Annotated in this window: 20 protein-coding genes; 10 read left to right on the forward strand and 10 right to left on the reverse strand. The window is 70.5% G+C overall.

All coding sequences use genetic code 11. The features are described from left to right. Positions 1-110: 110 nt before the first annotated feature. Together HNQ09_RS01265 and glnA are read right to left on the reverse strand one after the other, a co-directional pair. Positions 111-1,265: a branched-chain amino acid ABC transporter substrate-binding protein gene (locus tag HNQ09_RS01265; protein WP_184024362.1), complete on the reverse strand. Its 1,155-nt coding sequence runs from the start codon at positions 1,263-1,265 to the stop codon at positions 111-113. 262 nt (positions 1,266-1,527) lie between these two features. Further along, complete coding sequence (gene glnA / locus HNQ09_RS01270) at positions 1,528-2,886, reverse strand: type I glutamate--ammonia ligase (protein WP_184024364.1); 1,359 nt, start codon at positions 2,884-2,886, stop codon at positions 1,528-1,530. A gap of 256 nt (positions 2,887-3,142) precedes the next feature. Between glnA and HNQ09_RS01275 the strand changes: the two genes are divergently transcribed. From HNQ09_RS01275 to HNQ09_RS01290, 4 genes are all read left to right on the forward strand, one after another. Continuing rightward, positions 3,143-5,299: a glutamine synthetase III family protein gene (locus HNQ09_RS01275; protein WP_184024366.1), complete on the forward strand. Its 2,157-nt coding sequence runs from the start codon at positions 3,143-3,145 to the stop codon at positions 5,297-5,299. 175 nt (positions 5,300-5,474) lie between these two features. Then, positions 5,475-6,269 carry an AAC(3) family N-acetyltransferase gene (locus HNQ09_RS01280; protein WP_184024368.1) on the forward strand — a complete coding sequence of 265 codons (795 nt, stop codon included), beginning with the start codon at positions 5,475-5,477 and terminating at the stop codon, positions 6,267-6,269. Then, the gene (locus HNQ09_RS01285; RefSeq protein ID WP_184024370.1) at positions 6,266-7,465 is read left to right on the forward strand and encodes an alanine--tRNA ligase-related protein; all 1,200 of its coding nucleotides are present in this window, start codon (positions 6,266-6,268) and stop codon (positions 7,463-7,465) included. The genes HNQ09_RS01280 and HNQ09_RS01285 overlap by 4 nt, the downstream gene beginning before the upstream one ends. A gap of 38 nt (positions 7,466-7,503) precedes the next feature. Further along, positions 7,504-9,198, forward strand: coding sequence for a bifunctional metallophosphatase/5'-nucleotidase (locus tag HNQ09_RS01290; protein ID WP_184024372.1), 1,695 nt, complete (start codon positions 7,504-7,506; stop codon positions 9,196-9,198). Between the two features lie 52 nt (positions 9,199-9,250). Here the strand turns inward: HNQ09_RS01290 and HNQ09_RS01295 are convergent, their stop codons facing one another. Further along, positions 9,251-9,736, reverse strand: coding sequence for a hypothetical protein (locus HNQ09_RS01295; RefSeq protein WP_246363049.1), 486 nt, complete (start codon positions 9,734-9,736; stop codon positions 9,251-9,253). 80 nt (positions 9,737-9,816) lie between these two features. Here HNQ09_RS01295 and HNQ09_RS01300 point away from each other — a divergent pair, with 80 nt between their 5' ends. From HNQ09_RS01300 to HNQ09_RS01315, 4 genes are all read left to right on the forward strand, one after another. Continuing rightward, positions 9,817-10,260, forward strand: coding sequence for a DUF1622 domain-containing protein (locus tag HNQ09_RS01300; RefSeq protein WP_184024374.1), 444 nt, complete (start codon positions 9,817-9,819; stop codon positions 10,258-10,260). Between the two features lie 5 nt (positions 10,261-10,265). Beyond that, positions 10,266-10,598 (forward strand): DUF1622 domain-containing protein, encoded by a 333-nt coding sequence (locus HNQ09_RS01305; protein WP_184024376.1) that lies wholly within the window; start codon positions 10,266-10,268, stop codon positions 10,596-10,598. Between the two features lie 17 nt (positions 10,599-10,615). Then, positions 10,616-13,138 (forward strand): alpha-glucan family phosphorylase, encoded by a 2,523-nt coding sequence (gene glgP / locus HNQ09_RS01310; RefSeq protein ID WP_184024377.1) that lies wholly within the window; start codon positions 10,616-10,618, stop codon positions 13,136-13,138. Positions 13,139-13,270: 132 nt separating this feature from the next. Then, the gene (locus HNQ09_RS01315; protein WP_184024378.1) at positions 13,271-14,164 is read left to right on the forward strand and encodes an EamA family transporter; all 894 of its coding nucleotides are present in this window, start codon (positions 13,271-13,273) and stop codon (positions 14,162-14,164) included. Positions 14,165-14,244: 80 nt separating this feature from the next. Here the strand turns inward: HNQ09_RS01315 and HNQ09_RS01320 are convergent, their stop codons facing one another. The 4 genes from HNQ09_RS01320 to recN all read right to left on the reverse strand — a co-directional run bounded on the left by HNQ09_RS01320 (position 14,245) and on the right by recN (position 19,691). Further along, on the reverse strand, positions 14,245-14,808 hold the full coding sequence (locus tag HNQ09_RS01320) for a hypothetical protein (RefSeq protein ID WP_184024379.1): 564 nt from the start codon (positions 14,806-14,808) through the stop codon (positions 14,245-14,247). Between the two features lie 133 nt (positions 14,809-14,941). Continuing rightward, complete coding sequence (gene pckA, locus HNQ09_RS01325) at positions 14,942-16,531, reverse strand: phosphoenolpyruvate carboxykinase (ATP) (RefSeq protein ID WP_184024381.1); 1,590 nt, start codon at positions 16,529-16,531, stop codon at positions 14,942-14,944. Positions 16,532-16,795: 264 nt separating this feature from the next. Next, positions 16,796-17,890, reverse strand: a complete 1,095-nt coding sequence (locus tag HNQ09_RS01330) for a protease complex subunit PrcB family protein (protein ID WP_184024384.1) — start codon at positions 17,888-17,890, stop codon at positions 16,796-16,798. 100 nt (positions 17,891-17,990) lie between these two features. Beyond that, entirely contained in the window at positions 17,991-19,691 is a 1,701-nt protein-coding gene (gene recN / locus HNQ09_RS01335) for a DNA repair protein RecN (RefSeq protein ID WP_184024387.1), read from the reverse strand. A gap of 206 nt (positions 19,692-19,897) precedes the next feature. Between recN and HNQ09_RS01340 the strand changes: the two genes are divergently transcribed. After that, positions 19,898-21,127 carry an alginate biosynthesis protein AlgP gene (locus HNQ09_RS01340; RefSeq protein WP_184024389.1) on the forward strand — a complete coding sequence of 410 codons (1,230 nt, stop codon included), beginning with the start codon at positions 19,898-19,900 and terminating at the stop codon, positions 21,125-21,127. An 84-nt stretch (positions 21,128-21,211) separates the two neighbouring features. Then, the gene (locus HNQ09_RS01345; protein WP_184024391.1) at positions 21,212-21,961 is read left to right on the forward strand and encodes a shikimate dehydrogenase; all 750 of its coding nucleotides are present in this window, start codon (positions 21,212-21,214) and stop codon (positions 21,959-21,961) included. Between the two features lie 84 nt (positions 21,962-22,045). Here the strand turns inward: HNQ09_RS01345 and HNQ09_RS01350 are convergent, their stop codons facing one another. From HNQ09_RS01350 to HNQ09_RS01360, 3 genes are all read right to left on the reverse strand, one after another. Beyond that, entirely contained in the window at positions 22,046-23,044 is a 999-nt protein-coding gene (locus HNQ09_RS01350; protein WP_184024393.1) for an ABC transporter permease, read from the reverse strand. A gap of 101 nt (positions 23,045-23,145) precedes the next feature. After that, positions 23,146-24,183 carry an ABC transporter permease gene (locus HNQ09_RS01355; RefSeq protein ID WP_184024397.1) on the reverse strand — a complete coding sequence of 346 codons (1,038 nt, stop codon included), beginning with the start codon at positions 24,181-24,183 and terminating at the stop codon, positions 23,146-23,148. A gap of 282 nt (positions 24,184-24,465) precedes the next feature. Next, the gene (locus HNQ09_RS01360; protein WP_184024400.1) at positions 24,466-26,043 is read right to left on the reverse strand and encodes an ABC transporter substrate-binding protein; all 1,578 of its coding nucleotides are present in this window, start codon (positions 26,041-26,043) and stop codon (positions 24,466-24,468) included. Positions 26,044-26,187 lie beyond the last annotated feature (144 nt).

The following is a 26,187-nucleotide window of genomic DNA, read 5'->3' on the forward strand; positions in this document are numbered from 1 at the left end:
CCTCTAGCATGACCCCTTCCCCGGCAGGTTTTCAAAAAACAGGGCCGGGCACGGCGGCCCAGCCCAGGGGGTGCAGGAAGGAGGAGGCCCACTTCCCGCACGGGTCGTGCTTACTGCCGGACGGGCCTGACCGGCACGCTGGTCGCCAGCTTGTACTTGCCGCCTTCCACGTTCATCACGTAGAGGGTCGCGGCCTTGCGGTCGCCCACGCTGTTGAACGACACGTTGCCCGAGAGCAGGCCGGTGAAGCTGCCCTTGCGGATGGCGGCCTCGACCTGCTGGCGGCTGGGCGCCTTGTTGCCGTTGGCCTGAGCGGCCTTCAGGATGCCCTGCAAGACGACCTTGGCGGCGTCGTAGCCAAAGGCGCCGAAGCCCTGCGCGCCGTCGTTGAAGGTCTTCTGGAAGTTGGCGGCGAAGGTCTTGGCGGCCGGGAGCGCCTCGATGGGGGCCGCCACGGTCGTGAAGTAGATGTTGCTGGCCCCCTTGCCCGCGATGGTGGCGAGTTCGGAGGAGTCCAGGCCGTCACCGCCGACGACCGGGGTGGTGATGCCGTTTTCACGCAGCTGCTTGATGAACACGCCCACCTGGTTGTAGATGCCGCCGAAGTAGATCGCGTCGGGCTTTTGCAGCCGGATCTTGGCGACGATGGAGGAAAAGTCGCTCTTTTCCTCGGTGCCCTCGTTGCCGACGACCTGGGTGCCCTTGGCCTTCAGCGCCTTTTCGACTTCCTTGGCGAGGCCCTCGCCGTAGGCGGTCTTGTCGTTGAGGATGTAGACCTTCTTGGCCTTGAGGTTGCCGGTGATGAAGTTCGCTCCCGCCGGACCCTGCGCGTCGTCGCGCGCCACGATGCGGTTCATGTTGCTCAGGCCGCGGTCGGTGACCTGGTTGGCGGTGTTGGCCGGGCTGACCATCGCCACGCGGCTGGACGCCAGCGCCTGGCTGCTGGGAATCGCCACGCCCGAGTTCAGGGTGCCCACCACCGCGAGAATCGCGCGGTCGGAAGCAATCTTGCGCGCCTGGGCGGTGCCGGTCGCGGGGTCGGCCTGGTCGTCGTAGGCGACGAGTTGCAGGTTCATGCCCAGCCGCTGGAACTGCGCCTTGTACTCGTTGACGGCCAGCTGCGCGCCGTTACGAATCTGGAGGCCGAGGTCACTCTGGCCACCCGAGAGCGGCGAGAGGGTGGCGATCTTGACGGTCGTCTGGGCGCTGGCGCTTCCCAGGGCGAGGGCGGCCAGTACGGACAGGCTCAGGGCAGTCTTCTTCATGGATCTCCTCCGGGTATTCCTGCGCTCACGCGCCTTGTTTGAGATGGACCGATTCTAGGGATACATGAAGGGGAAGTCAACGCCACCCTCACCGTAGCCATCGCAATAAAAGCTAACCAGCCCCGAGGCAAGTGCGCGAACATTGCGCCTCAACCCATGATCCGGCAACGGCTCGCACGATTGTTGCCTGTGGCCTCTGCTGTGACTGGCCTGTGACGGCCGCCTGGCCTGCGGCGGTGCGGCCCGGCCAGGCGGAGCGCCCTCAGATCAGGTCGAGGTAGCGCTCCAGCTCCCAGGCGTGGACGGCGGCGCTGTACTCGGCCCACTCGGCTCGTTTGGCGGCCACGAAATGGTCCATGACGTGCTCTCCCAGCGCGCCCGCGATCACCGGGTCCTTTTCGAGTTCGTCCACGGCCTCGCGCAGGTCGCCCGGCAACTCGCGGATGCGGTGGTGGCGCTTTTCGCGAACGGTCATGCGGAAGATGTTGCGGGCGATGGCGGGGGGCGGCTCCAGGCCCTGCTCGATGCCGTCCAGGCCCGCCGCGAGCATCACCGCCAGCGCGAGGTAGGGGTTGCACGAGGGGTCGGGCATCCGCACCTCGGCGCGGGTGGAGGGGCCGCGCTTGGCCGGAATGCGGATCAGCGCCGAGCGGTTGCCGGTGCTCCAGGCCACGTTGACGGGCGCCTCGAAGCCGGGGACCAGCCGCTTGTAGGAATTCACCAGCGGGTTGGTGATCGCCGCCATGCCGCCCGCGTGCTCCAGCAGCCCCGCGATGAACTGCCGCGCGGTCTGCGAGAGGCCCCCGTCGCCCTCGGGGTCGGCAAAGGCGTTCTCGCCCCCGCGCCACAGGCTGAGGTGACAGTGCATCCCCGAGCCGCTGACGCCCTGGATCGGCTTGGGCAGGAAGGAGGCCAGCAGACCGTATTCCAACGCCACCCTTTTGACCACGAACTTGAAGGTGGCGATGCGGTCGGCGGCCTCCAGCGCGGGGGCGTAGCGAAAGTCGATCTCGTGTTGGCCGGGCGCGACCTCGTGGTGGGCGGCCTCGATCTCGAAGCCCATGCCGACCAGCCGGTGGGTGATCTCGCGGCGGATCCGCTCGCCCCGGTCGATGGGCGCGAGGTCGAAATACCCGGCGCGGTCGTGGGTCACGGTGCCCTGCCTGACTCCGCTGCCGGGAGCCGGGCGCTCGAACAGGAAGAACTCGGGTTCGGTGCCCACCGACATCTCGAAACCCAGCGCGGCGGCCCGCTCGATCTGCCGCCGCAGCACCCGCCGCGGATCACCCCCGAACGGGGTGCCGTCCGGCAGGGTCACGTCGCAGATCAGCCGCGCGACCCGGCCCCCCTCCTCGTCCTCGCGCGAGAAGGGCGGATAGATCAGGAAGGTCGAGAGGTCCGGCGAGAGCAGCATGTCGCTCTCCTCGACCCGGGTAAAGCCCTCGACCGCGCTGCCGTCGAAGGTCACGTCGCCGCGCAGGGCCTTCTCGAACTGCGAGCGCGGCACCTCCACGTTCTTCGTCGCGCCCAGGATGTCGGTGAATTGCAGCCGCAGAAATTCGACCTCTGCCTGCAAGAGGCGGTCGAGCAGGGCCTGAAGGGTGGGGAGAGGGGGGGTCATGTCTGTAGGCGCCTCCGTGGTGTGCTGCTGACCGTAGCGGGTCGGCCGGGTGGTCTGCAAGCCGCGCGCCCCCGATCTGCCGTGTAGCAAGGTTCCGGAAAACAAATTGCAGGCCCGGGCTGACCAGCGCATGCTTCCTGCCCCGAAAATTGCAGGTTGTGCAGGCAAAGTTGACCGCTCTTCGCGGCGGCTCCTATACTGACCCCCGCAAAGGCGGCGGCGCTCCGGCCCCAGCCGCCCGCCCAGGAGACAGCCCATGAACCACGATTTCGACGTGATTTCCGCCGCCCGCAACTGGCGTGTTGACGCTTCCGCCCCGGCCACGCCCGCGCAGGTGGTGGGCGAACTGTTTGCCAGCGACGTGCTGACGCTCGAACAGCTCAAGACCCGCCTGAGCAAGCCCGACTACCGGAGCCTGCGGGCGACCGTGGAGCGCGGCGCGCGGCTCGACCCCGCGATTGCCGACACGGTGGCGCTGGCGATGAAAACCTGGGCGATGGAAAAGGGCGCGACCCACTACACCCACTGGTTCCAGCCGCTGACCGGCTCGACCGCCGAGAAGCACGATTCGTTCGTCTCGCCCAACGGGGACGGGCTGGCGATCGCCACCTTCAGCGGCAAGGAGCTGATCCAGGCCGAACCCGACGCCTCTTCTTTTCCGTCGGGCGGCCTGCGCGCGACCTTCGAGGCGCGCGGCTACACCGCCTGGGATTCGAGCAGCCCGGCTTTTCTGATTCGCCACGCCAACGGGGCGACCCTGTGCATCCCGACCGCCTTCGCCTCGTGGACCGGCGAGGCCCTCGACCTCAAGACGCCGCTGCTGCGCTCGGTCGAGGCACTGAACCAGGCGGTGACGCCCGCCTTGCGGCTCTTCGGGGCCTCGGCGGGCACCCGGGTGGGCAGCAGCCTGGGCGCCGAGCAGGAGTATTTCCTGATCGCCGAGGAGTACTTCTTTCGCCGCCCCGACCTGGTGATGACCGGCCGGACGCTGTTCGGGGCGCGGCCCCCGCGCGGTCAGGAGCTGGAGGACCACTACTTCGGCGCGATTCCCGACCGGGTGCTGAGCTTCATGACCGACGCCGAGATGCAGCTGTACGCCCTGGGCATCCCGGTCAAGACCCGCCACAACGAGGTCGCGCCCGGCCAGTTCGAGATCGCGCCCATCTACGAGAGCAGCAACGTGGCCGCCGACCACCAGCAGCTGATCATGCAGGTGCTGCGCAACACCGCCCGCAAGTACGGTCTGGTGGCGCTCCTGCACGAGAAGCCTTTCGCGGGCGTCAACGGCAGCGGCAAGCACTGCAACTGGAGCATGGCGACCGACGCGGGCGAGAACCTGCTGGAACCCGGCGACACCCCGCACGAGAACCTCCAGTTCCTGTTCTTCTGCGCCGCCGTGATCAGGGCGGTGGACGAGCACCAGGACCTCTTGAGAATCAGTGTGGCGGGCGCCAGCAACGACCACCGCCTGGGCGCCAACGAGGCCCCGCCCGCGATCCTCTCCATCTTCCTGGGCAGCGAACTGACCGATATCCTCGACCGGCTGGAAAGTGGCCGGGGCGGGCGCGGCCCCGAGGCCGGGCTGCTGGGCCTGGGGTCAAGCGTGCTGCCGCCCATCCCCAGGCACGCCGGGGACCGCAACCGCACCAGCCCCTTTGCCTTTACCGGTAACAAGTTCGAGTTCCGGGCGGTCGGCAGCAGCCAGAGCATCTCCTTTCCGGTCACGGTGCTGAACACCATCATCGCGGACGCGGTGCAGGCCCTCACGGCGGACCTCCAGACCCGGCTGGACGCGGGCGCCGACCTCGACGACGCGGTGGGCGAGATCGTGCGCGAGACGTACGCGGCCCACAAGCGGGTGGTCTTCAACGGGGACGGCTACTCCGAGGACTGGCACCACGAGGCCGAGCACGGGCGCGGGCTGCTGAACCTGCGCACCAGCCTCGACGCGATTCCGCTGCTGACCAGCCCCAAGAACGCCGCGCTGTTCGAGCGCTTCGGGGTCCTGACCGGGCGCGAGTTGACGGCCCGGCAGGAGATCATGTACGACATCTACTTCAAGACCGTGAACATCGAGGGCGAGACGACCGAGTACGTCGCCCAGACGATGATCCTGCCCGCCGCCGTGCGTTACCTGGGCGACCTGCGTCAGGCGGGAGCGGGCCGCGCCGTGCAGGGCCTCGCCGCGCAGGTCGAGGCCGCCGCCGACGCCCTCTACGACGCCCTCTTGCACCTGGGCGAGCAAAACCGCGCCCTGGGCGGCGACGAGGTCCACGAAAAAGCCCACCACATGCGCGACCACGTCCTGCCCGCCATGACCGAGGTCCGTCAGGCCGCCGACGCGCTGGAAAAGGTGGTCGCGGACCTGCACTGGCCGCTGCCCAGCTACCGGCAGATGCTGTTCGTGAAGTGAGGCCAGCCCCCCCCCGCGACGGGCGAGAAGCCTGGGGAGGCGAAGCGTGGGAGACGCCCGGAGTGGGAGGGCGTCTCCCGCGCCGCGCCTCAGCTCAGGGGCACGCCAACCGGAAGCCCCGATCTGTGGCCCGGTCCGCTGACCCGCACGGGGGCCGCGCTGGTAAGCTGAGGGGGTGCTGAACCTGCTGCGCAAGCCCGCTGTCTCGGCGGCCGACCTCGACGAGGGGCTGGCCTCGCTGGGGCTGGACGGCTCCCGGCACGTCATCGTCCACGCCAGCCTGCGCGCCTTCGGGCAACTCGACGGCGGCGCGCGCACGGTGGTGGACACCCTCGCGGCGCGGGCGGCGACCGTGGTGGCCCCCGCCTTTACCTACAGCACGCTGCTGCGGCACGCGACCTCGCCGGTCCACGCCCGTTTCCACCGGGACCTGCGGGTGAGCCGCGACATCGGCCGGGTGCCGCAGGAACTGGTCGAGCGCCCGGAGGCCCGGCGCTCCTTTCACCCCACCCTCAGCTTCGTCGCGCTGGGGGCAGAGGCTGAGCGGATCACGGCGGCGCAGACGCTCTCCAGCCCCTACCAGCCGGTCGGCGCGCTGTACGACCTCGACGGCTTCGCGCTGCTGATGGGGGTGGATTTCGGCAGCAACACGACCGTCCACTACGGCGAGCACGTCGCTGGAATGCCGCTGCTGACCCGGTACGTGCCGCTGGGGGACCAGGTGCTGCCCACCGCCTTTCCCAACTGCTCGGCGGATTTCGGGCGGCTCGAACCCCACGTGCGCGGGGTGAGCACCCGGGTGGGCGGCGCCGAGCTGCGGCTCTACCGGGTGCGCGAGCTGGTGGACGCCACCGTCCGGCTGCTGACCCAGGACCCCGAAGCCTTGCTGTGCACCTATCCCTCCTGCCGCTGCCAGGAGGTCCGGCGCCTGGTGCGCCAGCAGGGCCTGACGCCCCGCCCGCTGTGGTGACCCGGCCCCTCTACCATCAGGCGCCGCTGGAACTGACCTTCGGGGCCACTGTGACGGCCGTGCGGCCCGGCGCCGTGGCCCTGGACGCCACCGCCTTTTACCCGGAAGGCGGCGGCCAGAACGGCGACGCGGGCACGCTGCGCTGGCCCGGCGGCGAGGCCCGCGTGGGCGATACCCAAAAGGACAAGGCCAGCGGCGTGATCTGGCACGTGCTGGACGGAGAGGCCCCGCCGGTCGGCACTTCGGTCACGGGTGAAGTGGACGCCGCGCGGCGCTGGCGCCACATGGCCCGCCACAGCGCCGAGCACCTGCTCGCGCAGGCCTTTTTGCGGGTGAATCCGGCGTTCCGGGTCGCGGCGGTGGGCATGAGAAGTGCGGAGGTGACCCTCGACCTGGAAGGCCAGCCGGGCGAGGCCGACGCCCGCGCCGCCGAGGCGCTGCTGCGCGGGGTGCTGGCCCGCCGCGACCTGACGCTGGAGACCCCGGTCGTACCCGAGGCCGACCTCTTGGGCTACCCGCTGCGCCGCGAGACGAAGGTGCGCGGAGAGGTGCGGCTGGTGATCTTCCGTGACGCCGACGGCGTGCCCTTCGACGTGAGCGCCTGCGGCGGGACCCACCTGCCGCGTGCCAGTCTCGCCGCGCCTGTTACCGTCTTGCGAACCGAGCGCATCCGGGCGGGCCTGACCCGGGTCGTGTTCATGGCGGGCGAGGAGGCGGCCGAGTACCTTTCCGGCGTCTACCAGGAGTCCCGCATGCTGGCCCAGGGCTTCAGCGTGCCCGTCTCGCGACTGCCCGAGCGGGTGCGGGCACTGGCCGCCGAGCGCGACACCCTGAAAACCGAGGCCGCCGTCCTGCGCGAGCGGCTGGCGCGGGCGCTGGCCGACGCCGCGCCCCTGGAGCACCCTGCGGGCGTTTCCCTGCGGCTGATCGCGCTGGACGACCCCGCGTTGCTGCCCGCCGCGCTGGCCGCTACCCCGGCGGGCGAACTGCGGGCGGCCCTGGCCCCCGGCGGGCGCTGCGGCGTCGGCAGCGGGCACACTGACTGGCCTGCGGGCGAGTTGCTGGCGGCGGCGCTGCGGCAGACCGGCGGCCGGGGGGGAGGCCGGGCCACCCTCGCCCAGGGGACGACCGAGGCGCCGGAGAGCTTCTTCGCGGCGCTGCGGGACCGTCTGGCCGCCCCGCGCTCTCCGGCCTGACGCTCCGGTCACCGCTCTGGCGCTATCCTGAGCCGAACATGAAGAACAACCTGATGTTGGTCGGCGCGGCCCTCAGCCTGAGCAGCTGCGCCTCGATTCTGGCTCCCTCACAGTCCACCGTCGACGTGACGGTTATGGGCGTCAACGACTTTCACGGCAACCTGCTGCCCTCCACCCTGCGGGTGCCTGACCCCGCCGACCGCACCAAGACGCTGACCGTGACGGCGGGCGGCATCGAGGCCATCGGCGGCGTGCTGGCCGAGACGCGCAAGGAAAACCCCAACACCGTGTTTGTGGGCGTGGGCGACATGACCGGGGCCAGCCCCATCATCAGCGCCCTGCTGCGCGACGAGCCGACCATCGACGCGCTGAGCAAGCTGGGCATGGCCGTCAACGTGGTCGGCAACCACGAGTTCGACTATGGGTTGGGTGAATTGCAGCGTTTCCAGAAGGGCGGCTGCAACAGCAACGACGCGGCCCGGGCCTGCAAGTACAACAACACCTTCGCGGGGGCCGAGTTCACCTACCTCGCCGCCAACGTGGTGGACGAGAAGACCGGAGCGCGGGTGTTCCCGGCCTACAAGATCGTCAAGGTCGGCGCGGCGCGGGTCGCCTTCGTCGGCGCGGTGCTTCAGAGCACGCCCACCGTCGTGACCCCCTCGGGCGTGGCGGGGCTGCGCTTCCAGGCCGAGGTGGCCTCCATCAACGCCGCCGTCCCGCAGATCAAGCGCGGCGGCGCGGACGCGATCATCGCGCTCGTCCACCAGGGGGGCGCGGCCAAGGACGCCTTTGACGTGACGGACTGCAAGACGCTCACCGGGGACATCGTGGACATCGCCCGGGGCCTCGACCCCGCGATCAGCGCGATCATGACCGCCCACACCCACAACGGCTACAACTGCCGCGTGGCGGGGCCGGACGGTCAGGAGCGCGTGGTCATTCAGGGCGCGTCGTTCGGGCGCCTGCTGCAACGCCTCGACCTCACCATCGACACCCGCGCCAACCGGGTGCTGAGCCTCAAGGCCCGCAACGTCGTGGTGAACGCCGCGACCGCCCCCAAGGACCCCGCCATGACCGCCATCGTGCAGAAGGCCAAGGCCCTGACCGACGCCGAGGCGAACAAGGTGGTCGCCACGCTGGGCACCGAGCAGATCACCCGCGCCCAGAACCCGGCGGGCGAGAGCGCCCTGGGTGACGTGATCGCCGACGCTCAGCTCGCGGCCACCCGCGCGCCCGAGAAGGGCGGCGCCGTGATCGCCTTCATGAACCCCGGCGGCATCCGCGCGGACCTGCCTGGCCGCGCGTCCAACCCCAGCCGTCAGGTGACCTTTGGAGACGTGTTCGCCGTGCAGCCTTTCGGCAACATCGTGACTGTGATCACCCTGACCGGCGCGCAGATCAAGGCTGTGCTGGAGCAGCAGTTCGGCAACCCCACAGCCACGGAAAACCGCATCCTTCAGGTCAGCCAGGGCTTCGCCTACACCTGGGACAACGCCAGGGCCAAGGGCGAGAAGGTCGTGAGCCTCACCCTGAATGGCCAGCCGCTTGACCCGGCCGCGAGCTACCGCGTCACCGTGAACAACTTCCTGGCCGACGGCGGCGACGGCTTCACCGTCTTCGCGCAGGGCAAGGACCGCCTGGGCGGCGACCTCGACATCGACGCTTTCCAGAACTACCTGAGGGCGAACACCGTCACGCCCGGTCCCTTGAACCGCATCACCCGGCTGAACTGAAGTTCGGGTCCAAGCCGTGCAGAAGAGGGGAGAGGCGGAGGTGCTTTTCCCCTCACTGCTTGAGCAGCGCCGTGAGCTGCCGCCGCAGCGCGTCCAGGACGGGCGCGCTTTTCAGGCAGGCGGCCAGCGCGCGGGTCGCGTGGTGCTCGCTGCCGCCCATCGCGTCCCCCAGGTGGGCGGCGACGGTGGGGTGCAGCCGCCCGCCCCGGTAGAGCGCCGAGTCGAGCAGGTCGTCTACCGGCAGCCGGGCGTGCCGCTCGCCATCCGGGGTCACCGTCTCGACCACCGCGCGGCCCCGCCCGTCGGCCACGACCTGCGCGTGCAGCGGCCGGCCCGCGTGGCGGGTGACCTGCTCGACGGTGGGGACCAGGGCGTTGACCAGATTCACTGCCAGGCTCAGGCCGATCAGGTGCGCGCGGGCCACGTCCCCCTCGCCGCCCCCCAGCGTCTGCGCCAGCCGCCGCGCGAGGCGCTCGCCCTCGGCGTACAGCAGCGCCTGGGCGTCGTCGGGGTCCATTGGGGCGGGGGAGTGCGGCATGGGTCCCAGGCTACCGCTGTCTCAACATCCGCTGTGGCCCCCTATCATCCGCGCGGCCCTCCGGCGCCTAGCCTGCGGGGATGGAAGGCGCAGCGGTGGGCGAGATGGCGGGACTGTTCGGGCAATTCGAGGCCGTGGTGCGGCAATTCACTGTCTATCTGGCGACCGGGGTCGAGGCGGCGTCGGGCATCATCGTGGGCATCGCGGTCATCGAGGCGCTGTGGCGCTCGCTGGGGCTGTTTTTCCGGCAGCACGGGACGCCCGAATCGCTCAAGGAGGCCATTCGCCTGCGCCTGGGCCGCTGGCTCTCGGTGGTGCTGGAGTTCCTGCTCGCCGCCGACATCCTGCGGACGGCCATCGCGCCCACCTGGAACGACATCGGAAAGCTCGCCGCTATCGCGGGCATCCGCACGGCCCTGAACTATTTCCTGCAACGCGAGGTCCGCGAGGCCGAGCAGTCGCGCACCGACGCGAAAATCACGGCTCCCCTTCAGCGGAACCAGGCCCGGCAGGAAGGGGGATAGGAACGGTGCTGTCGGTGCTGCGCTTGTTCGTGGAGCTGCTCACCAATCTGGTACTCGCGGGCTACGTCGCCTCGGCGCTGCTGAGCCTGTTGCGCGGCGCGGACCTGCACCGCGCCCGGCTTCAGGTCGCGGACGGCATGTTGCTGGCTCTCAACCTCAAGGTCGTGGCGACGCTGCTGCGGACCCTGGAATTGACCTCGTGGAACCAGATCGGTCTGTTCGCGGCCGTCTTCGCGCTGCGGACGGTGCTCAAGCGGGCCGTGACCTGGGAGCGCCAGCAGCTCCAGGCAGATCAGCGGGCGGGCCTGAACCCCCATGGGGGTGCCGAGGCACGGTGAGGTAAGCTTCTTTCCATATGAACGTCATCGGTCAGGTCACCGTTCTCCCCGAGTTGCCCGGCTCAATCGGGCGGCTGTCCGAACTCGCCTACAACCTGTACTGGTCGTGGACGCCGCACGCTCAGGCGCTGTATCAGGCCCTGGACGCCGAAATTTGGGAGCGCTTCCAGCACAATCCGGTTCGCACCCTGCTGGAAGTTCCCCAGGCGCGACTCGACGAGCTTGCCGCCGACGCCGACTATCTGGAGCGCTACCGCCAGGTGCTGGCCGACTTCGACGCCTACCTGAACAAGCAAGACACCTGGGCAAAGCAGAACGCGGCAAAGATGGCGCCGGTCGCCTACTTCAGCATGGAGTACGGCTTTCACGAGTCGTTGCCAATCTACTCGGGCGGCCTGGGCGTGCTGGCGGGCGACCACTGCAAGAGTGCCTCCGACCTGGGGCTGCCCTTCACGGCGGTCGGGATGCTCTTTCACCAGGGGTACTTCCGGCAGCTGCTGAACAAGGATGGCTGGCAGGAGGAAGCCTACGACGAACTTGACCTGACCACCCTGCCCATCCGCCCCGCGCGCACCTCCTCGGGCGACGAGGCCCGCGTGCAGGTCCGCATCGCTGAGCGCGACGTTCATGTGCGGGTCTGGGAACTGGCGGTGGGCCGCATCCGGGTGCTGCTGCTCGACACCAACGTGCCGGAGAACCGCGAAGACGACCGCAAGCTCACCGCCCGGCTCTACGGCGGCAACCAGGAACTGAGATTGCAGCAGTACGCGCTGCTGGGCGTGGCGGGTATCCGGGCGCTGCGGGCACTGAACATCCCGGCGGGCGTCTACCACATGAACGAGGGCCACGCCGCGCTGCTGGGCCTGGAACGGGTGCGCGAGTTCGTCGAGGGCGGCCTGGACTTCCGCGCGGCGGTGGAGGCGGTCGCCAGCTCGACCCTCTTTACCACCCACACCCCGGTGCCCGCCGGAAACGACGCCTTCGCCTACGAGCTGGTGGACCGCTTTCTTGCCAAGTGGCCGGGGCGGTTGCATGTCAGCCGCGACGAGCTGTACGCGCTGGCCCGCCACGACCAGTTCTGGGACGGCCACTGGGTGCCGACCTTTTCCATGACCGTCTTCGCGCTGAACATGAGCCGCGCGGCCAACGGCGTCTCCGAGCTGCACGGTGAAGTCAGCCGCGACATGTGGAAGTTCCTGTACCCGGGGGCCGAGGTCGCAGAAGTGCCCATCGGCCACGTCACCAACGGGGCGCACAACCTCACCTTCACCTCGCAGGCGATGCGCGACCTGCTCTCGACCGTGCTGCCGCAGGGCTGGGAAGAGCGGCTGGAGGACGAGGCGATGTGGCAGGCTGCCGAAGGCCTCAGCGACGCGCAGCTGGCCGACGTGCAGCGCGACATGAAGCGCGGCATGGTTCAGTTCGTGCGCCGCCGGATGCGCGAGCAGAAGATCCGCAACGGGGCCAGCGCCGCTGAGGTGGCCGCCACCGACACGCTGCTCTCGGAAGACGCCCTGACCATCGGCTTTGCCCGCCGCTTTGCCACCTACAAGCGCGCGACCCTGCTCTTTCGCGACCGCGAGCGCCTCAGCCGGATCGTGAACGATCCCCAGCGGCCGGTGCAGTTCGTGTTCGCGGGCAAGGCGCACCCCGCCGATAACCCCGGCAAGGCCTTTATCCAGGAACTCTACCGGATGTCCCAGGAACCCGAGTTCCAGGGCCGAATCGTGATTCTGGAAAACTACGACATGAACGTGGCCCGCTGGCTCGTGCAGGGCGTGGACATCTGGCTGAACAACCCCCGCCGCCCGCTGGAGGCGTCGGGCACCAGCGGCATGAAGGCCAGCTTCAACGGGGCGCCCAACTTCTCGATTCTCGACGGCTGGTGGCGCGAGGGGTACGACACCACCAACGGCTGGCCCATCGGCGAGGAGCGTGAGTACGCTGACCTGAATGTGCAAGACGACGCCGACGCCTACAGCCTGTACTCGACCCTGGAAGAGCAAATCGTGCCGCTGTACTACGGCCAGGCCGACGCCGAGGGCCGGGGCGGCTGGGCGGGGACCGTGCGCCGCGCCATTCAGACGGTCAGCCCGCGCTTTTCCATGCAGCGGCAGGTGATCGACTACGTGCAGGGGTACTACCTGCCCCTCACCACGCGCGGCGCGGCGGTCGCGGCCGGCGGCGGGCAGCGGGCGCGCGAGATCGCGGGGTGGAAAACCTGGGTGCGCCAGCAGTGGCCCCACACCAGCCTGAGCGCCAGCGCCGACCTGCCCACCACCGCCCGCCCCGGCCAGACGGTCGAGGTGCGCGCCAGCGTGAACCCCGCCGGAATCCGCCCCGAGGACCTGCGCGTCGAGGCGGTCCTCAAGCGCGGCGACCACGTGACCCGCGTCCCGCTGGCCCACGCCCAGGGCGGTCAGTACAGCGCCCAGGTGACGCTGCCGGACAGCGGCCTCTACGCGGTCGGCGTGCGGATGCTGCCCGTAATCGACGGCCTGAGCAGCGAGCTGGAGGCGGGCCTGATCAAGTGGGCCTGAGCCTGACGGCAGGAACCTGACCGAACAGACTGGCACCGCTGAGCGAGCCGCCGGGGGAGATCAGGCGCCTTCTCCCCCCGGCGGCTCGCAGGCACACTGGCCAGCTGAACGCGGACCGCCCCCGGCCCCATAATGCCCCCCGTGCGCCGCGCCCTCCCCACCCCTGCCCTGCCTCCGGTCCCGGCGCTGCTGCTCTCGATGCTGAGCATTCAGGGCGGCGCGGCCTTTGCCAAGACGCTGTTTCCCGCCCTGGGCGCGGCAGGCACCACCGCCCTGCGGGTGACCCTGGCCGCCGCGCTGCTCAGCCTGATCTTCCGCCCCCGCCTGCGCGAACTGTCACCGGGCGCCTGGCGGGCCGTCGTGCCCTACGGCGTGGCGCTGGGGCTGATGAATCTCACCTTTTACCTGTCGCTGACGCGGCTGCCGCTGGGCCTGGCCGTCACGCTGGAGTTCGTGGGGCCGCTGGTGCTGGCGCTCGTCCTCTCGCGCCGCCTGACCGACCTGCTGTGGGTGGCGCTCGCCGGGCTGGGCATCGTCTTGATCGCGCCGCACGGTGGGGGAGAGGGGAGCCTCGATCTGCCCGGCGCCGGGCTGGCGCTGACCGCCGGGGCCTTCTGGGCGCTGTACATCCTGGCGGGAGGCGCGGTGGGGCGGCGGGTGCCGGGCGTGACCGGCGTGGTCGCGGGCATGCTGGTCGCGGCGGCGGTGACCCTCCCTTTCGGCATCGCCCAGGCCGGACCAGGTCTGCTGGCCCCCGCCGCTCTGCTCGCGGGGCTGGCGGTCGCGGTGTTGTCAAGCGCCCTGCCCTACACCCTGGAAATGGCGGCCTTGCGCGCCCTGCCCGCCCGGGTGTTCGGCGTGCTGATGAGCCTGGAACCTGCCATCGCGGCGCTGAGCGGCCTGTTGCTGCTGGGCGAGCGCCTCAGCCTGGGGCAGTGGCTGGCCCTGCTGTGCGTGATCGCCGCGAGCGTGGGCATCAGCGTGGCCGGTCAGCGCCCGGTGGTGGAGGCGGAACCGGCCAACTGACCGGCTGTGCCGACGACCCCGCGCGGCGTTCTGCCCGTCCCGGCGCCCGGCCGGACGCGGCCCTTCTGTCCGGGGGCCGCCTACCCTCGCCGCGACGGCTCCGGCGCCGGTTCGTCCAGCAGGAGGTCCGGGGTCTGGAACCGCTCGCGCAGAAAGCGGCCCTGGGTCAGCACCCGGTCGGCCGCCGCGTGGTCGAGGCGCAGGGCGTCTTCCAGCCCCTCCCCGATCAACCCGAGTTGCTCGCTCAGCAGCGTCTCGGGGTCCAGGCCCTGGGCGGCGAGCCGCCGCCGCGCGCCGTCATGAAGGTCGAGGTAGGCGCGCAGGGTGGCGGGCAGGTACTCCGCCTGCGTCTGGCGCACCAGGTAGGCGCTGCGCGGGTCGAGGTCGGCGGGGGCGTCCGCGAGCTGGCACAGCAGCCGCAGCGCCTGCGTCCGCTGGGGTTCAGGCAGCCGCAGGGCCAAGGCGGGCGCGGCGTGGGGATCGGCGGGGGCGGCCGCCGGGGGCAGGGCCAGGCGCTGGGCCTCGGCCAGACGCGTCTTCTCGCGCAGCAATTCGATCTTCTGCCTGCCGGAGACGTAGGTCATCAGCGCCACGCCGCCGAAGATGCTGCCGAACATCGCCAGGGTCGTGAGTGCCTCTTCCATACGTCCCTCCTGCCCGCGCCTTGACCCAGTGCCTCGATTCAGGGCCGCGACTCAGGGCCATTTGAGCACGGCGGCCTATGGCAAGGGGCGCCGGAAGCGACATAGCTCCGGCCCCCTCCCCAGTCGCGGCGGCTCAGCCCTGCGCGTGCTCCGGCATGCTCGCCGTGACCGCCGGGTCCACGCCGTCCTCGAAGCGCTTGAAATTCTCGCGGAACATCCCGGCCAGCTTGCGCGCCGTGCGGTCGTAGGCCTCCTGGTCGCTCCAGGCGTCGCGCGGGTTGAGGACCTCGCTGGGGACGCCGGGCACCTCGGTCGGAATTTCCAGGTCGAAAAACGGTTCGCGCTCGAACCGCACGCCGTCGAGCTGTCCGGAAAGCGCCGCATTGATCAGGGCGCGGGTGTGCGCGATGCTCATGCGCTGGCCCTGGCCGTACTGCCCGCCGCTCCAGCCGGTGTTCACCAGCCAGACGGTCGCGCCGCTCTTCTCGACCTTCTCGGCCAGCAGCCGGGCGTACTCGCCGGGGTGCCGGGGCATGAAGGGCGCCCCGAAGCAGGTCGAAAAGGTGGGCTGCGGCTCGGTGACCCCCTGCTCGGTGCCGGGAATCTTGGCGGTAAAGCCGCTGATGAACTGGTACATGGTCTGCTCGGGCGTCAGGCGGCTCAGGGGGGGCAGCACCCCGAAAGCGTCGGCGGTCAGGAACACCACGTTGCTGGGGTGCCCCGCCATGCCCTCTTCCACGATGTTGCCGATCTGGGTGATCGGATAGGCGCTGCGGGTGTTCTCGGTCAGCGAGCCGTCGTCCAGGTCGGGCGTGCCGTCAGGACGCAGCACCACGTTTTCCAGCACGGTGCCGTAGCTGCGGGTGGTGCGGTAGATCGCGGGTTCGGCCTCGGGGTTGAGCTTGATCACCTTGGCGTAGCAGCCGCCCTCGAAGTTGAAAATGCCCCGGTCGGTCCAGCCGTGCTCGTCGTCGCCGATCAACTTGCGGCCGGGGTCGGCGCTGAGGGTGGTCTTGCCGGTCCCGCTGAGGCCGAAAAACAGCGCCACGTCGCCGTCCAGCCCGACGTTCGCCGAGCAGTGCATCGGCATCACGCCCCGTTCGGGCAGCAGGAAGTTCAGCACCCCGAAGATGCCCTTCTTGTTCTCGCCCGCGTACTGGGTGCCCCCCACGATGATCATCCGGCGGGTGAAGTTCACGATGATAAAGGTCTCGCTGCGCACGCCGTCGCGGGCAGGATCCGCCTTGAAGGAGGGAATGTTCAGCACCGTCCACTCGGGCTGAAACCCGGCGCGTTCCTCCTCGGTCGGGCGCACGAACATGTTGCGGATAAAGAGCGAGTGGTAGGCCATCTCGGTCACCATCCGCACCGACAGGCGGTATTCGGGATCGGTCCCGGCGAACACGTCCTGCACGAACAGTTCCTTGCCCTGGGCGTAGGCGGTCATCTTTTCCAGCAGCCGGTCGAACACGTCCCCGGAAATCGGCGTGTTGAAGCCGCCCCACCACACCCGCTCGCGCGTCAGGTCGTCTTCGACGATAAAGCGGTCCTTGGGGCTGCGGCCCGTCTTGTCGGTGCGGACCGTCAGCGGCCCTCCCGCCGCGCGCACGCCCTCACCCAGCCGCAGGGCGGCAGCGTACAGCTCGTCCACACCGGGATTGTGGTGGATGGTGGCGTCGTAGATACCGAGGTCGTGCAGCAGAGCAGCTTGGGTCAGACTCATGGGGAATTCCTCCGGAAGCGTGGGGCGTGCGCGAGGGTGAAAAGCAGAGAACAGCCGCATCCTGCCCCATGAAGCGCTTCCACGCCAACAGCATCCGCTGTTACAGACGGGGAAACAAGGCGCGGCGCCGCTGACGGGCCAGGCGGCGTGCGGCAGCGCCGCCTTTGTCCCGCTTCTGTGGACTGGGTTCAGGCTTCCCCCGCCGCCGATGACGCGCCGGGCACCCCAGCGCTGGGGTGCCCGGCGGTCTCGGGGGAGCGGCTCTCAGCGGGTCAGGCCGCCGCCCGTGCCGAGCTGGAGGGGCCGACCGGACGGGTCCACCAGCCTCACGTCGCGGAAGTTGCCCGGCACCCGCACCAGCGTCCAGGGGCTGGTCAGCGCCTGGGTGGTGATCGCCCCCGCCCCCGGTGCGCGCACCTCCACCGTCAGCGTCAGCGTCTCGCCCTGTCCGCTCGCCCCGGTCACGCGCACGCTGTAACCCCCGGTCGGGCGCTGGCCCAGGAAAACGCCGACCACCGTCTCGCCGGCGCGCAGGGTGGGGACGGGAGGGGCGCCGGTCTGGTTGCCGTAGGCGACCCGGTACAGGGTGCCCAGGGCGCCCGGGGTGGCGGCCAACTGGACGGCAGGGGCGGTCTGGGCGGCGTTGGTGCCGCTGGCGAGTTCGGTCACGGGCACGCGGCCTCCAGCAGTGGGGGGGGCGGGGGTCACCGGAGCAGGCGCTGGGCCGGCGGCCACCGTCGGCACGCCGGGCAGCAGGTACAGCGCCGTGCGGCGGTACTCGGCCGGGGCGGGTTCGGCGGTCAGCCGGGCATCGGGCACGGTCGCCTCGTTCAGCACGGCCACCGCCAGCGTCCCCTGGTTGAGCAGCGCGCCGCCCAGGGCGTCCGCCTCGGCGTCGGTGAGGTTGCCCGCGCCGCGCAGGCCGCTCACGGGGGTGCCGGTCAGCCCTGCGCCCTGCACCCCGTTCACGCGGGTCCAGCCCCGGCCGTCGGTGTAGTAGACCGCGCCGCGCGCCTCGTTGAAGGTGACGTTGAAGCGCCCCAGGGTGTCGCGCGTCACCGCGAGCTTGGGCGTCAGGGCGGTGGTCGGCTGCCGGTAGGTCGCCTGACCGTTCACGCTGAGGGTGCCGGCCAGGGCCAGGGGGTCACGCACCTGCGGCCGCAGCTCGACCGCCGCGCCGCCCAGCTTCAGGCTGCCCTGCGCGCCGCTGCCCAGCGAGCCATAGACCCAGACGATGCGCTCCTGGGCGGCGCCGTACAGCAGCGCCTCGTGGAGTCTCAGGGTGCCGGGGCCATTCACCGTGCAGCCTGCGAGCAGGCCCGCGCCGAGAGCCAGCGCGGCAGCTAGGGTCTTGTTCATGCGGCCAGCTTAGGGGCGGCGTCTGACGGCCGACTGAAGGTCCCCTTGAGCAAACCCCCACCGGGGCGTCAGGCGCCGCAGGCGCTCCTGGGGCCGCGCTTCAGTGCAGCGCTACCTGACTGCGGCCCAGCAGTTCGCGGGCGTGGCTCAGCGCCGCGTCAGAGATGTCCCCGCTCAGCATCCGGGCGATCTCCTCCAGGCGCTCCGGGTCGCTCAGTTGCCGCACCCGGCTGACGGTGCGCCCGCCCTCGACGTGTTTCTCGACCTTGTAGTGGTGGTCGGCGCGGGCGGCAATCTGCGCGAGGTGGGTGACGACCAGCACCTGCCGCTCCTTTGCCAGGCGCCCAAGCTGCTCGGCGACGGCCAGCGCCGCCGCGCCGCCGATTCCCGCGTCCACCTCGTCGAAGACCACGGCGGGCGTGTCGGCGCCCAACACGGTGGAGATCGCCAGCATCACCCGCGACAGCTCGCCGCCCGAGGCCACGTCGGCCAGCGGCCCGAGTTCCTCACCGGGGTTGGCCGTGAACCGCAGCGCCACGTCGCTCAGGCCATGCGAGGCCGGCTGCGCCAGGGCCGTGAGCTGAAAGGCCAGCCGGGCGTGCGGCATGCCCAACTCGCGAATCACTCCCAGCAGCTCGGCGGCGAGCGGCCCGGCCCGGCGGGTACGGGCGGCGTCGAGCGCCTCGCCTGCCCCGCGCACCGCCCGTTCCAGCTGCGCCACGTCGGCCTCCAGCGTGCCCGCATCCCGCTCGTCGCGGGTCAGGGCCGCGAGGTCCTCCGCCGCCTTCGCCTGGAATTCCAGCACGTCCTCCAGCGTGGGGCCGTACTTGGCGCGCAGCTTGCCCAGCGCCGAGAGCCGCGTTTCCACCCGCGCGAGTTCGGCGGGGTCGGGCGCGCTGTCCTCGGCCACGCCGCGCAATTCGCCCACCACCGCCTGCACGCCCTCCAGCGCCTCGCGCAGTTCGCGCCCCAGCTGGGTGCTCGTCTCGTCGTATTTGGCTCCGGCGTTCAGCGCCCGCAGCGCCTCGGCGATCAGGGCCGCCGCGTTCGTCTCGCCGTCGGAGAGCAGTTCCAGCGCGCCCGCCGCCCCCTGCGCGATGGTGTCGAGGTTCGCCAGCCGGGTGAGTTCGGCCGCCAGCGGCTCTTCCTCGCCGGGCTGCGGGTTGACTTCCGCGATCTCGCGCACCTGGAATTCGAGCAGGTCGAGCTGCCGCGCCCGCTCGCGCTCCCCGGCGCGCAGGGTTTCCAGCCGGGTGCGGGCGTCTACCCAGGCGCGGTAGGCCGCCGCGTAGGCCGCCGCCTCGGCGCCCACCTGGCGGTCGAGCAGCCCCCGCTGGTTGGCGGGCGAGAGCAGGCTGACCGCGCTGTGCTGCCAGTGGATCGTCAGCCGGCCCGAGGCCCAGTCCTGAAGCTCGCGCACGGAGACGAGTTCGCCGTCCAGCCGGGCGGTGCCGCGCCCCTGGGTGGTCACCCGGCGGCTGGCGCTGGCGCCGTCCTCGCCCCCCTCGCCCCAGAAGCCGGTCACCAGCAGGGCGTCTTCCCCCGTGCGAATCAGGTCGGTGTTCGCCCGCGACCCCAGCAGCAGCCCCAGCGCGTCCACGATGATGCTCTTGCCCGCGCCTGTCTCGCCGGTAAAGACGCTGAAACCGCCCCCGAACTCCAGCGTCAGGTCGCGGATGGTGGCGAGGTTGCGGACTTCCAGCCGTGAGAGCGGCGGCCCGGCGGGGGCCGGAACAGGTGGAGCCGCCGCCGGAGAGGAGGGCGCGGCGGCAGCTTGGGGGGCGCGGGCCTTGCGGGTCACGCCCCTGAGTGTAAAGCGCCTCGCGGGGGCTGAAAGGAGATCAGGCGCCAGACGGCGGCGGCTCCCGGCGGCCTGCTGCGGGAACATGAAACCCGCGTTACGTTCCTGCCCACACTCCCCACTCTGGCCCGCCGCACAATGGGGCCGCATGGTTCCGCCCCGGCCGCCGCCCGGCAGCCCGGTCCGGAACGCGAAAGGAGCGCGACATGAACAAGGCCGAACACGTCCGCGTGGGCGACGACAATGCGGGAGTCAGCAAGAGCAGCCTGTTGCTGCTGGGGGGGCTGGCCGCCCTGGCCCTGAATGCCGAGGCGCGGCGCAAGCTGGTCGGCGGCACCCGCAGCCTGATGAGCACGGCGGGCCACACCCTGGAAGGCACCGTCAAGACGCTGGAGGAGACGCTGGAAGGCACGGTCAAGCCCGCCCTGGCGACCGCCGCCGATCAGGCGGAAAAGGCCGCCCAGACGGCTGTCCACAAGGGTGCCGGAGCGCTGGAGACCCTGCGTGAGGAGGTGCCGGGCCGCGCCCACGCCCTGCTGGAAACCGTGCAGGAGGCCGCCGGGCACGCGGCCGAAGCCGCCGCCAGCCGCGCGACCGAGCTGACGCGTGAGGCGCGGCACACCGCCCGTGACCTCGCCAGCGAGGGCCGCCAGGGTGCGGCGCAGGTGATCGGCGGCGCGTCCCGGCAGGCCAGCCGCGACCTCGCGCACGCCCGGCGGGCGGGGCAGGAGCTGCTCTCGGACGTGGAAGGCCGCGCCAAGGCCCTGGCCCGCACCGGGCAGGACACGCTGGAAGCGGGACGCCGCGACGCCGAGCGCCAGCTCAGCCGCGCCCGCCGCGACGTGCAAAAGGAACTGCGCGCGGCCCGGCGTCACTGGGACGCCGACAAGCTCGAGCGCGAGGTCGAGAAGCGGATGGCGCCCCTGCACAAGCAGGCGGCCCGGCATCTGGCCCTGCTGGAAAAGCAAGACAAGAAGGCGCGGCGCCAGAAACGCGCCCGCCGCGCTGAGGCGCAGACGGGCAGCGGCGTGGGCGGCGTGCTGACCCTCGCGCTGCTGGGCACGGGGATCGTCGTGCTGGCCCGCATTCCGGCGGCCCGTCAGGGCATCCTCAGGGCCGTCGAGTCGGTCAGTCCCGAGGCCGCCGAGCGGCTCCACAAGGCCAGCCGCGACGCCCGCAACGTGATCGGCTCGATGTGGCTGGAGCGCATCGAGGAGCCTGCTCAGGCCCCGGCGCCCGGCGCTGCGCCCTCCACCCAGGCGGCCACGACCGGCGCGACCTGGGGCGGCTCGCCCGAGGCCGGATCGTCCGCTGCGAGCGGCGCGGCCCCTAGCGCTGGAGGCCAGAGCCAACCCGCCCAGGGTCAGCCGGGCGAGACCGGGACCGGGCAGGCCCAGTCCGGCGCCTCCGGCCGCGCGGACAGCAAGCCCAACTGACGGCTTCTCCCTCTGCGTACCGGGGCCGTCTCCCAGTGGGGGGGCGGCCTTCTGGGCTGTCGGGCGCGCGCTAGACTGACCCGGATGCCCGCCCCCTCTGACGTGCCCCTCGCCCTGATCGGTTACCCCGTCTCCGCCGCCCGCGCCCTGCGGGAGAGGGGTCTGCTGGCCCTGCCTGTGCCCGACGAGGAGCTGCCCGCCGTGCTGGACGCCTGCCGCACGCTGGGGTTCGCGGGCGCGCTCGTCCACCCCTCGCGCGAGGTCGCGGTGGCCGGGCAGGTGGAGGCCGACCCGGCCGCGCGGCGGGTGGGCCGGGTGGACGCCCTGGCCTTTACCGGCGGCGTCCACGGCACCTACGCCCTGGCCGACGCCCTGACCGACGCGGTCGAGGCCAGCGGATACGCGGCGCGCGGCGCCGACGCGCTGCTGCTGGGGACTGGCGCGGACCTCGCGCGGGCGCTGCCGCTGGTGCGCCTGGGCTTTGGCAACGTGGGCATCGTGGCGGACTCCTACCCGGAAGCCGAGCGCTTCGCCCGCGACCTGCCCGCCAACGTGCGCGCCTTTCCGGTCGCCCGCCGCGACTCGGCCCTCGCTTCTCTCGCCGACCGCGCCGACCTGGTCGTGCTGACGGGCGGGAGCCTGCCGCCCGGCCTGCTCCAGCCCTACCACACCCTGGTGGACCTGACCGGCCAGGCCACCCCCGGGAGCAGCGGCGCGTCCGGCCTGGACCTCTCCGGGCTGCCCGCGCTGCGCCTCGTCCGGCAACTGCTGCACGCCACCGGCCAGCGTTACCGGCCCGAGGACCTCAGCGGCCTGGTGACGGCGCTCGCCTGAGTCCCCTTCCAGCCGCACCCAGAAGGGACAAGAAAGGAGCAGAGGGGATCTGGCCGCCCCTCTGCCCTTGGTCTGGGGTTGCCACTACTGGGTGCTTCTGGGGTCGAGCACGTCGCGCAGGCCGTCGCCCAGCAGGTTGAAACCCAGTACGGTCAGGAAGATCGCCAGGCCCGGAAAGACCATCGTCCACGGCGCGTCCACGTAGTACTGCCTGGAATCGCTGATCATGGTGCCCCACTCGGGCAGGGGCGGCTGCGCGCCGATGCCCAGAAAGCCCAGTGCGGCGACCTCGATGGTCGCGGTGGCGATGCTCAGGGCGCCCTGCACGATCAGGGGCGAGAGGCTGTTGGGCAGCACGTGCCGGAAGATCATGCGGCCTTGAGAAGCGCCCAGCGCTCCGGCGGCCTGCACGAACTCGCGCTCGCGGATGCTCAGGACCACCGCGCGGGCCAGCCGCATGTACACCGGCACCTGCACCAGCGACACCGCCAGCATCGCGGTCACGAGTTGCGGACTGTTCAGCGCGAACAGGCGGTCCATCGCCGCGATCAAGAGCGGCGGATTGTCGCTGGAAAAGATGCTGGCAAAGCCGATGGCGAGCAAAATGCTGGGAAAGGCCAGCATCACGTCGCTGAGGTAGCCCACCACCGTGTCGAGCAGGCCGCCGAAGTACCCGGCCAGCAACCCCAGCAGCGTGCCCGCGATCAGGGCCAGCACGGTGCTCACCACGCCGACCTTGAGGCTGAGCTGCGCGCCGTGCAGCACCCGGGTGGAAATCGAGCGGCCCAGGTTGTCGGTCCCGAAGGGGGCCTGCCAGACGCCCACGGCTCCGGTCACCGGGTCGCGGTATTCCTCGGCGACCTCGGGGTTCCACAGCGCGGCCACGCTGGGCGGCTTGAGGTTGAGGCGGTAGTTACGGTCGGTGGTCGGGTCGTAGGGCTGGATCACGGGCGCCAGCAGCGCCAGCAGCACGAACGCCGCCACGATCACCGCGCCGACCTTGCCGGGCGTCGAGCGCCGGAAGCGCCGCCAGAAGATGCTGGGCTGGCGCTTGGCCGGAGCGGGGGGGGAGAGGGTGGTCATAGATACCTCGGGGGGGAAAGGAGCGGTGCAGGGCCGAGCAGCGGCGCAGGCGGGAGGCGGGCGGAAGCCGTGACGCTCCCGGACGACCCACCCCGCGCCTCTCAGCGGTACTGAATCCTGGGGTCGAGCGCGGCGTAGCTGAGGTCCACCAGCAGGTTGACCAGACTGACCACCAGCGCCGCGAAGATCACGCCGCCCTGAATGACCGGGTAGTCGCGCTGACTGATCGCCTCATAGACCCACGACCCCAGCCCCGGCCAGGAAAAGATCGTCTCGGTGAGCACGGCGCCGCCCAGCAGCGCCCCGGCCTGCAACCCGATCACGGTCACGACCGGCAGCAGGGCGTTTCTCAGCGCGTGCTTCAGGGTCACGGTGCGGTGCGACAGTCCCTTGGCGCGGGCAGTGCGGACATAGTCCTGGCCCAGTACTTCCAACAGGCTGGAGCGGGTGATGCGCGCGATGATCGCCAGCGGAATGGTGCCCAGCGCGATGGCGGGCAAGATCAGGTGCCGCACGGCGTCCCAGGCGGCGGCGGGTTGGCCGCGCAGCAGGGCGTCGAGGACATAGAACCCGGTGACCGGTTCCAGCACGGTCTCGTTGCCCAGCCGCGCCGAGGGCGGCAGCCAGCCCAGCCGCACTGCGAAAAAGTACGACAGCAGCAGGCCCAGCCAGAAAATCGGCATGCTGACCCCCACCAGGCTGATGGTGGTGGCGAGGTTGTCCCACACGCTGTTGCGCCGCAGCGCCGCCAGAATCCCGGCGGGCAGCCCGACCAGCAGCGCGAACAGCAGGGCGGCGACGGCGAGTTCGGCGGTCGCGGGAAAGCGGGCGGCAAGTTCGTCGCGCACCGGGATGTTGCTCTTGAGGCCGCTGCCCAGGTCGCCCTGCACCAGTTGACCCACGTACTTGGGAAACTGCGCGTCGAGGGGATTGGTGGGGTTCTGGAAGTTGATGAACCACGGCTTGTTCAGCCCCAGCTGCTCGCGCAGGGCGGCGGCGGCCTCGGGCGTGGCGCGCTCGCCCAGCATGGCGGTCGCCGGGTCGCCGGGAATCGAGCGCACGAAGGCGAACACCACCACGCTGATGCCGATCATCACCAGCAGGGTCCGCAGAATGCGGCGGATCAGGTAACTGGTCAAAGTGAAAAGCTCCTCTCGTACCGGGTTGCGCCGCTTCCTGCGCAGCAACCGGGCGAAGCGGACGGCAAAGCAAAAGGGGCAGGGCGGCGAAGCTGAACGAGTCTCCGGTGCTCTCCCGGATGCTCGGAAGTCGGGCGCCCCGTCCCGCACTGCATCCGGCCTCGCGGGACCGGGCAGAAGCCGGAACAGGGCGCGGGGCGGGCCACCGATCTCGCCCCCCCCGCACCCCTCAGAAGCCCGCGCCCTTCAGGAGCGGACCGCAGCCGGGTATTGCCGCCGTACTTAGCGCTTGCCCGTGATGGTAATGGTGTTGAAGGCCTCGCTGCCCAGCGGGCTGGGCACCCAGCCTTTGAGGTAGGAGCGGGCCGCCGACAGCGGCTGGCTGTGCACCACCGGCAGGCGGTAGTTGGCCTTGTAGGTCAGCTCGTGCAGCTGGGCGTAGACGCGGGCCTTGGCGGTCTGGCCGACGGCGGCGCGGCCCTGCTCCAGCAGGCGCTGGACTTCCGGCGGGTTCCAGTTGATGTCGTCGCTGGCGTTCGAGCCGTAGTAGGCGCCGTAGAAGTTGTCGGGGTCTCCATAGTCGCCGGTCCAGCCGATCATGTACATGTCGAAGCCGGGTTCCTTGTTGCGCTCTTCGAGGTACTTGGCCCAGTCCTGGGTCTTGAGGTTCACCTTGATGCCGATGGCCGAGAGGTCGGCGGCGATGGCCTCCGCGATGGGCTTGGGCGTGGGGAAGTACGGGCGGCTGACCGGCATGTACCACAGGTCGATGGAAAAGCCGTTGGGGTAGCCCGCGTCCGCGAGCATCTTCTTGGCGGCCTGCGGGTCGAACTTGTAGTCGGCGGGCACGTTCTTGGAGTTCGCCCAGGCGAGCACCGGCGGCACGAAGCTGGTGTTGCTGGTGCCCAGTCCGTTCCAGAAGGCTTCCACGATGGCTTCCTTGTTGATCGCCATGGAGATCGCCTGCCGCACCTGGTCGTTCTTGAGGTACTGGTTGCGGTTGTTCAGGCTGACAAAGCCCACGTTGAAGCTGGGGCGCTTGACCGCGACCAGGTTGCGGTCGGCCTGCACGCTCTTCAGGGCGTCGGGCGTCAGGTCGTTGGTAAAGTCGATGGTTCCGGCCTTCAGCTCGTTGAGGCGCTGCGAGGCGTCCTTGATCGAGCGGACCACCAACTGATCGACCTTGGGCTTGACGCCCCAGTACAGCTTGTTGGGCAGCAGCACCACGCGGTCACCCGTGCGCCAGCTCTGGAAGATGAAGGGGCCGGTGCCGACCGGCTTGGAGGCGGGCGTGCCGTACTTCGCGCCCTCCTTGCGAATGGCCGCAGGGCTGGCGATGCCGAAGTAGCCCGAGCCGATCACGCTGGGAAACACGCTCGACGGCTTGTTGAGGTCGAAGCGCACCGTGTTGTCGTTGACTTTGACGATGTTCTTGATGACGGCGGTCGCGTCGCCCTTGTACCCGCCCAGCAGCTCGCCCATGATCTCGAAGGTGCGGCCCTGGTTGCGAAAGCCGTAGGGGTGCGCCTTGTCCCACCAGCGGCTCACGTTGAACACCACCGCGTCGGCGTTGAAGGGCGTGCCGTCGTGGAACTTGACGTTCTTGCGCAGGGTAAAGGTCCACTGGGTTGCGGCCGGGTTGCTCTTCCAGCTCGTCGCCAGGCCGGGTTCCAGGTCGGTCGTGCCGTTCTTGAAGTCCACCAGCGTGTCGTAAATCTGGCGCTGCACCATGATGCTGATGCCGTCGGTGATGTTGCCCGGCTCCAGGCTGACGGGGTCGCCGTTGCCGCCGAACACGAGCGTGGCAGCCCCGGCGCTGGGAAGGGTCGCGAGTAGAGCAGTCAGCAGCAGTTTCTTCATGAAGCCTCCGGTGCCGCGTCGGTCCGCCTCCCCAGCCTGACGGCAAGCGGAGAGCAGCCTAAACGGCAGGTAAAGCACAAGGGCGTGCGCTCAGGGTAGGGGCACCCTGGAACAGTGTCAAGCGAGCTGCACAGTTGGGCTGCT

Source organism: Deinococcus budaensis (assembly GCF_014201885.1).
GTDB lineage: Bacteria > Deinococcota > Deinococci > Deinococcales > Deinococcaceae > Deinococcus > Deinococcus budaensis.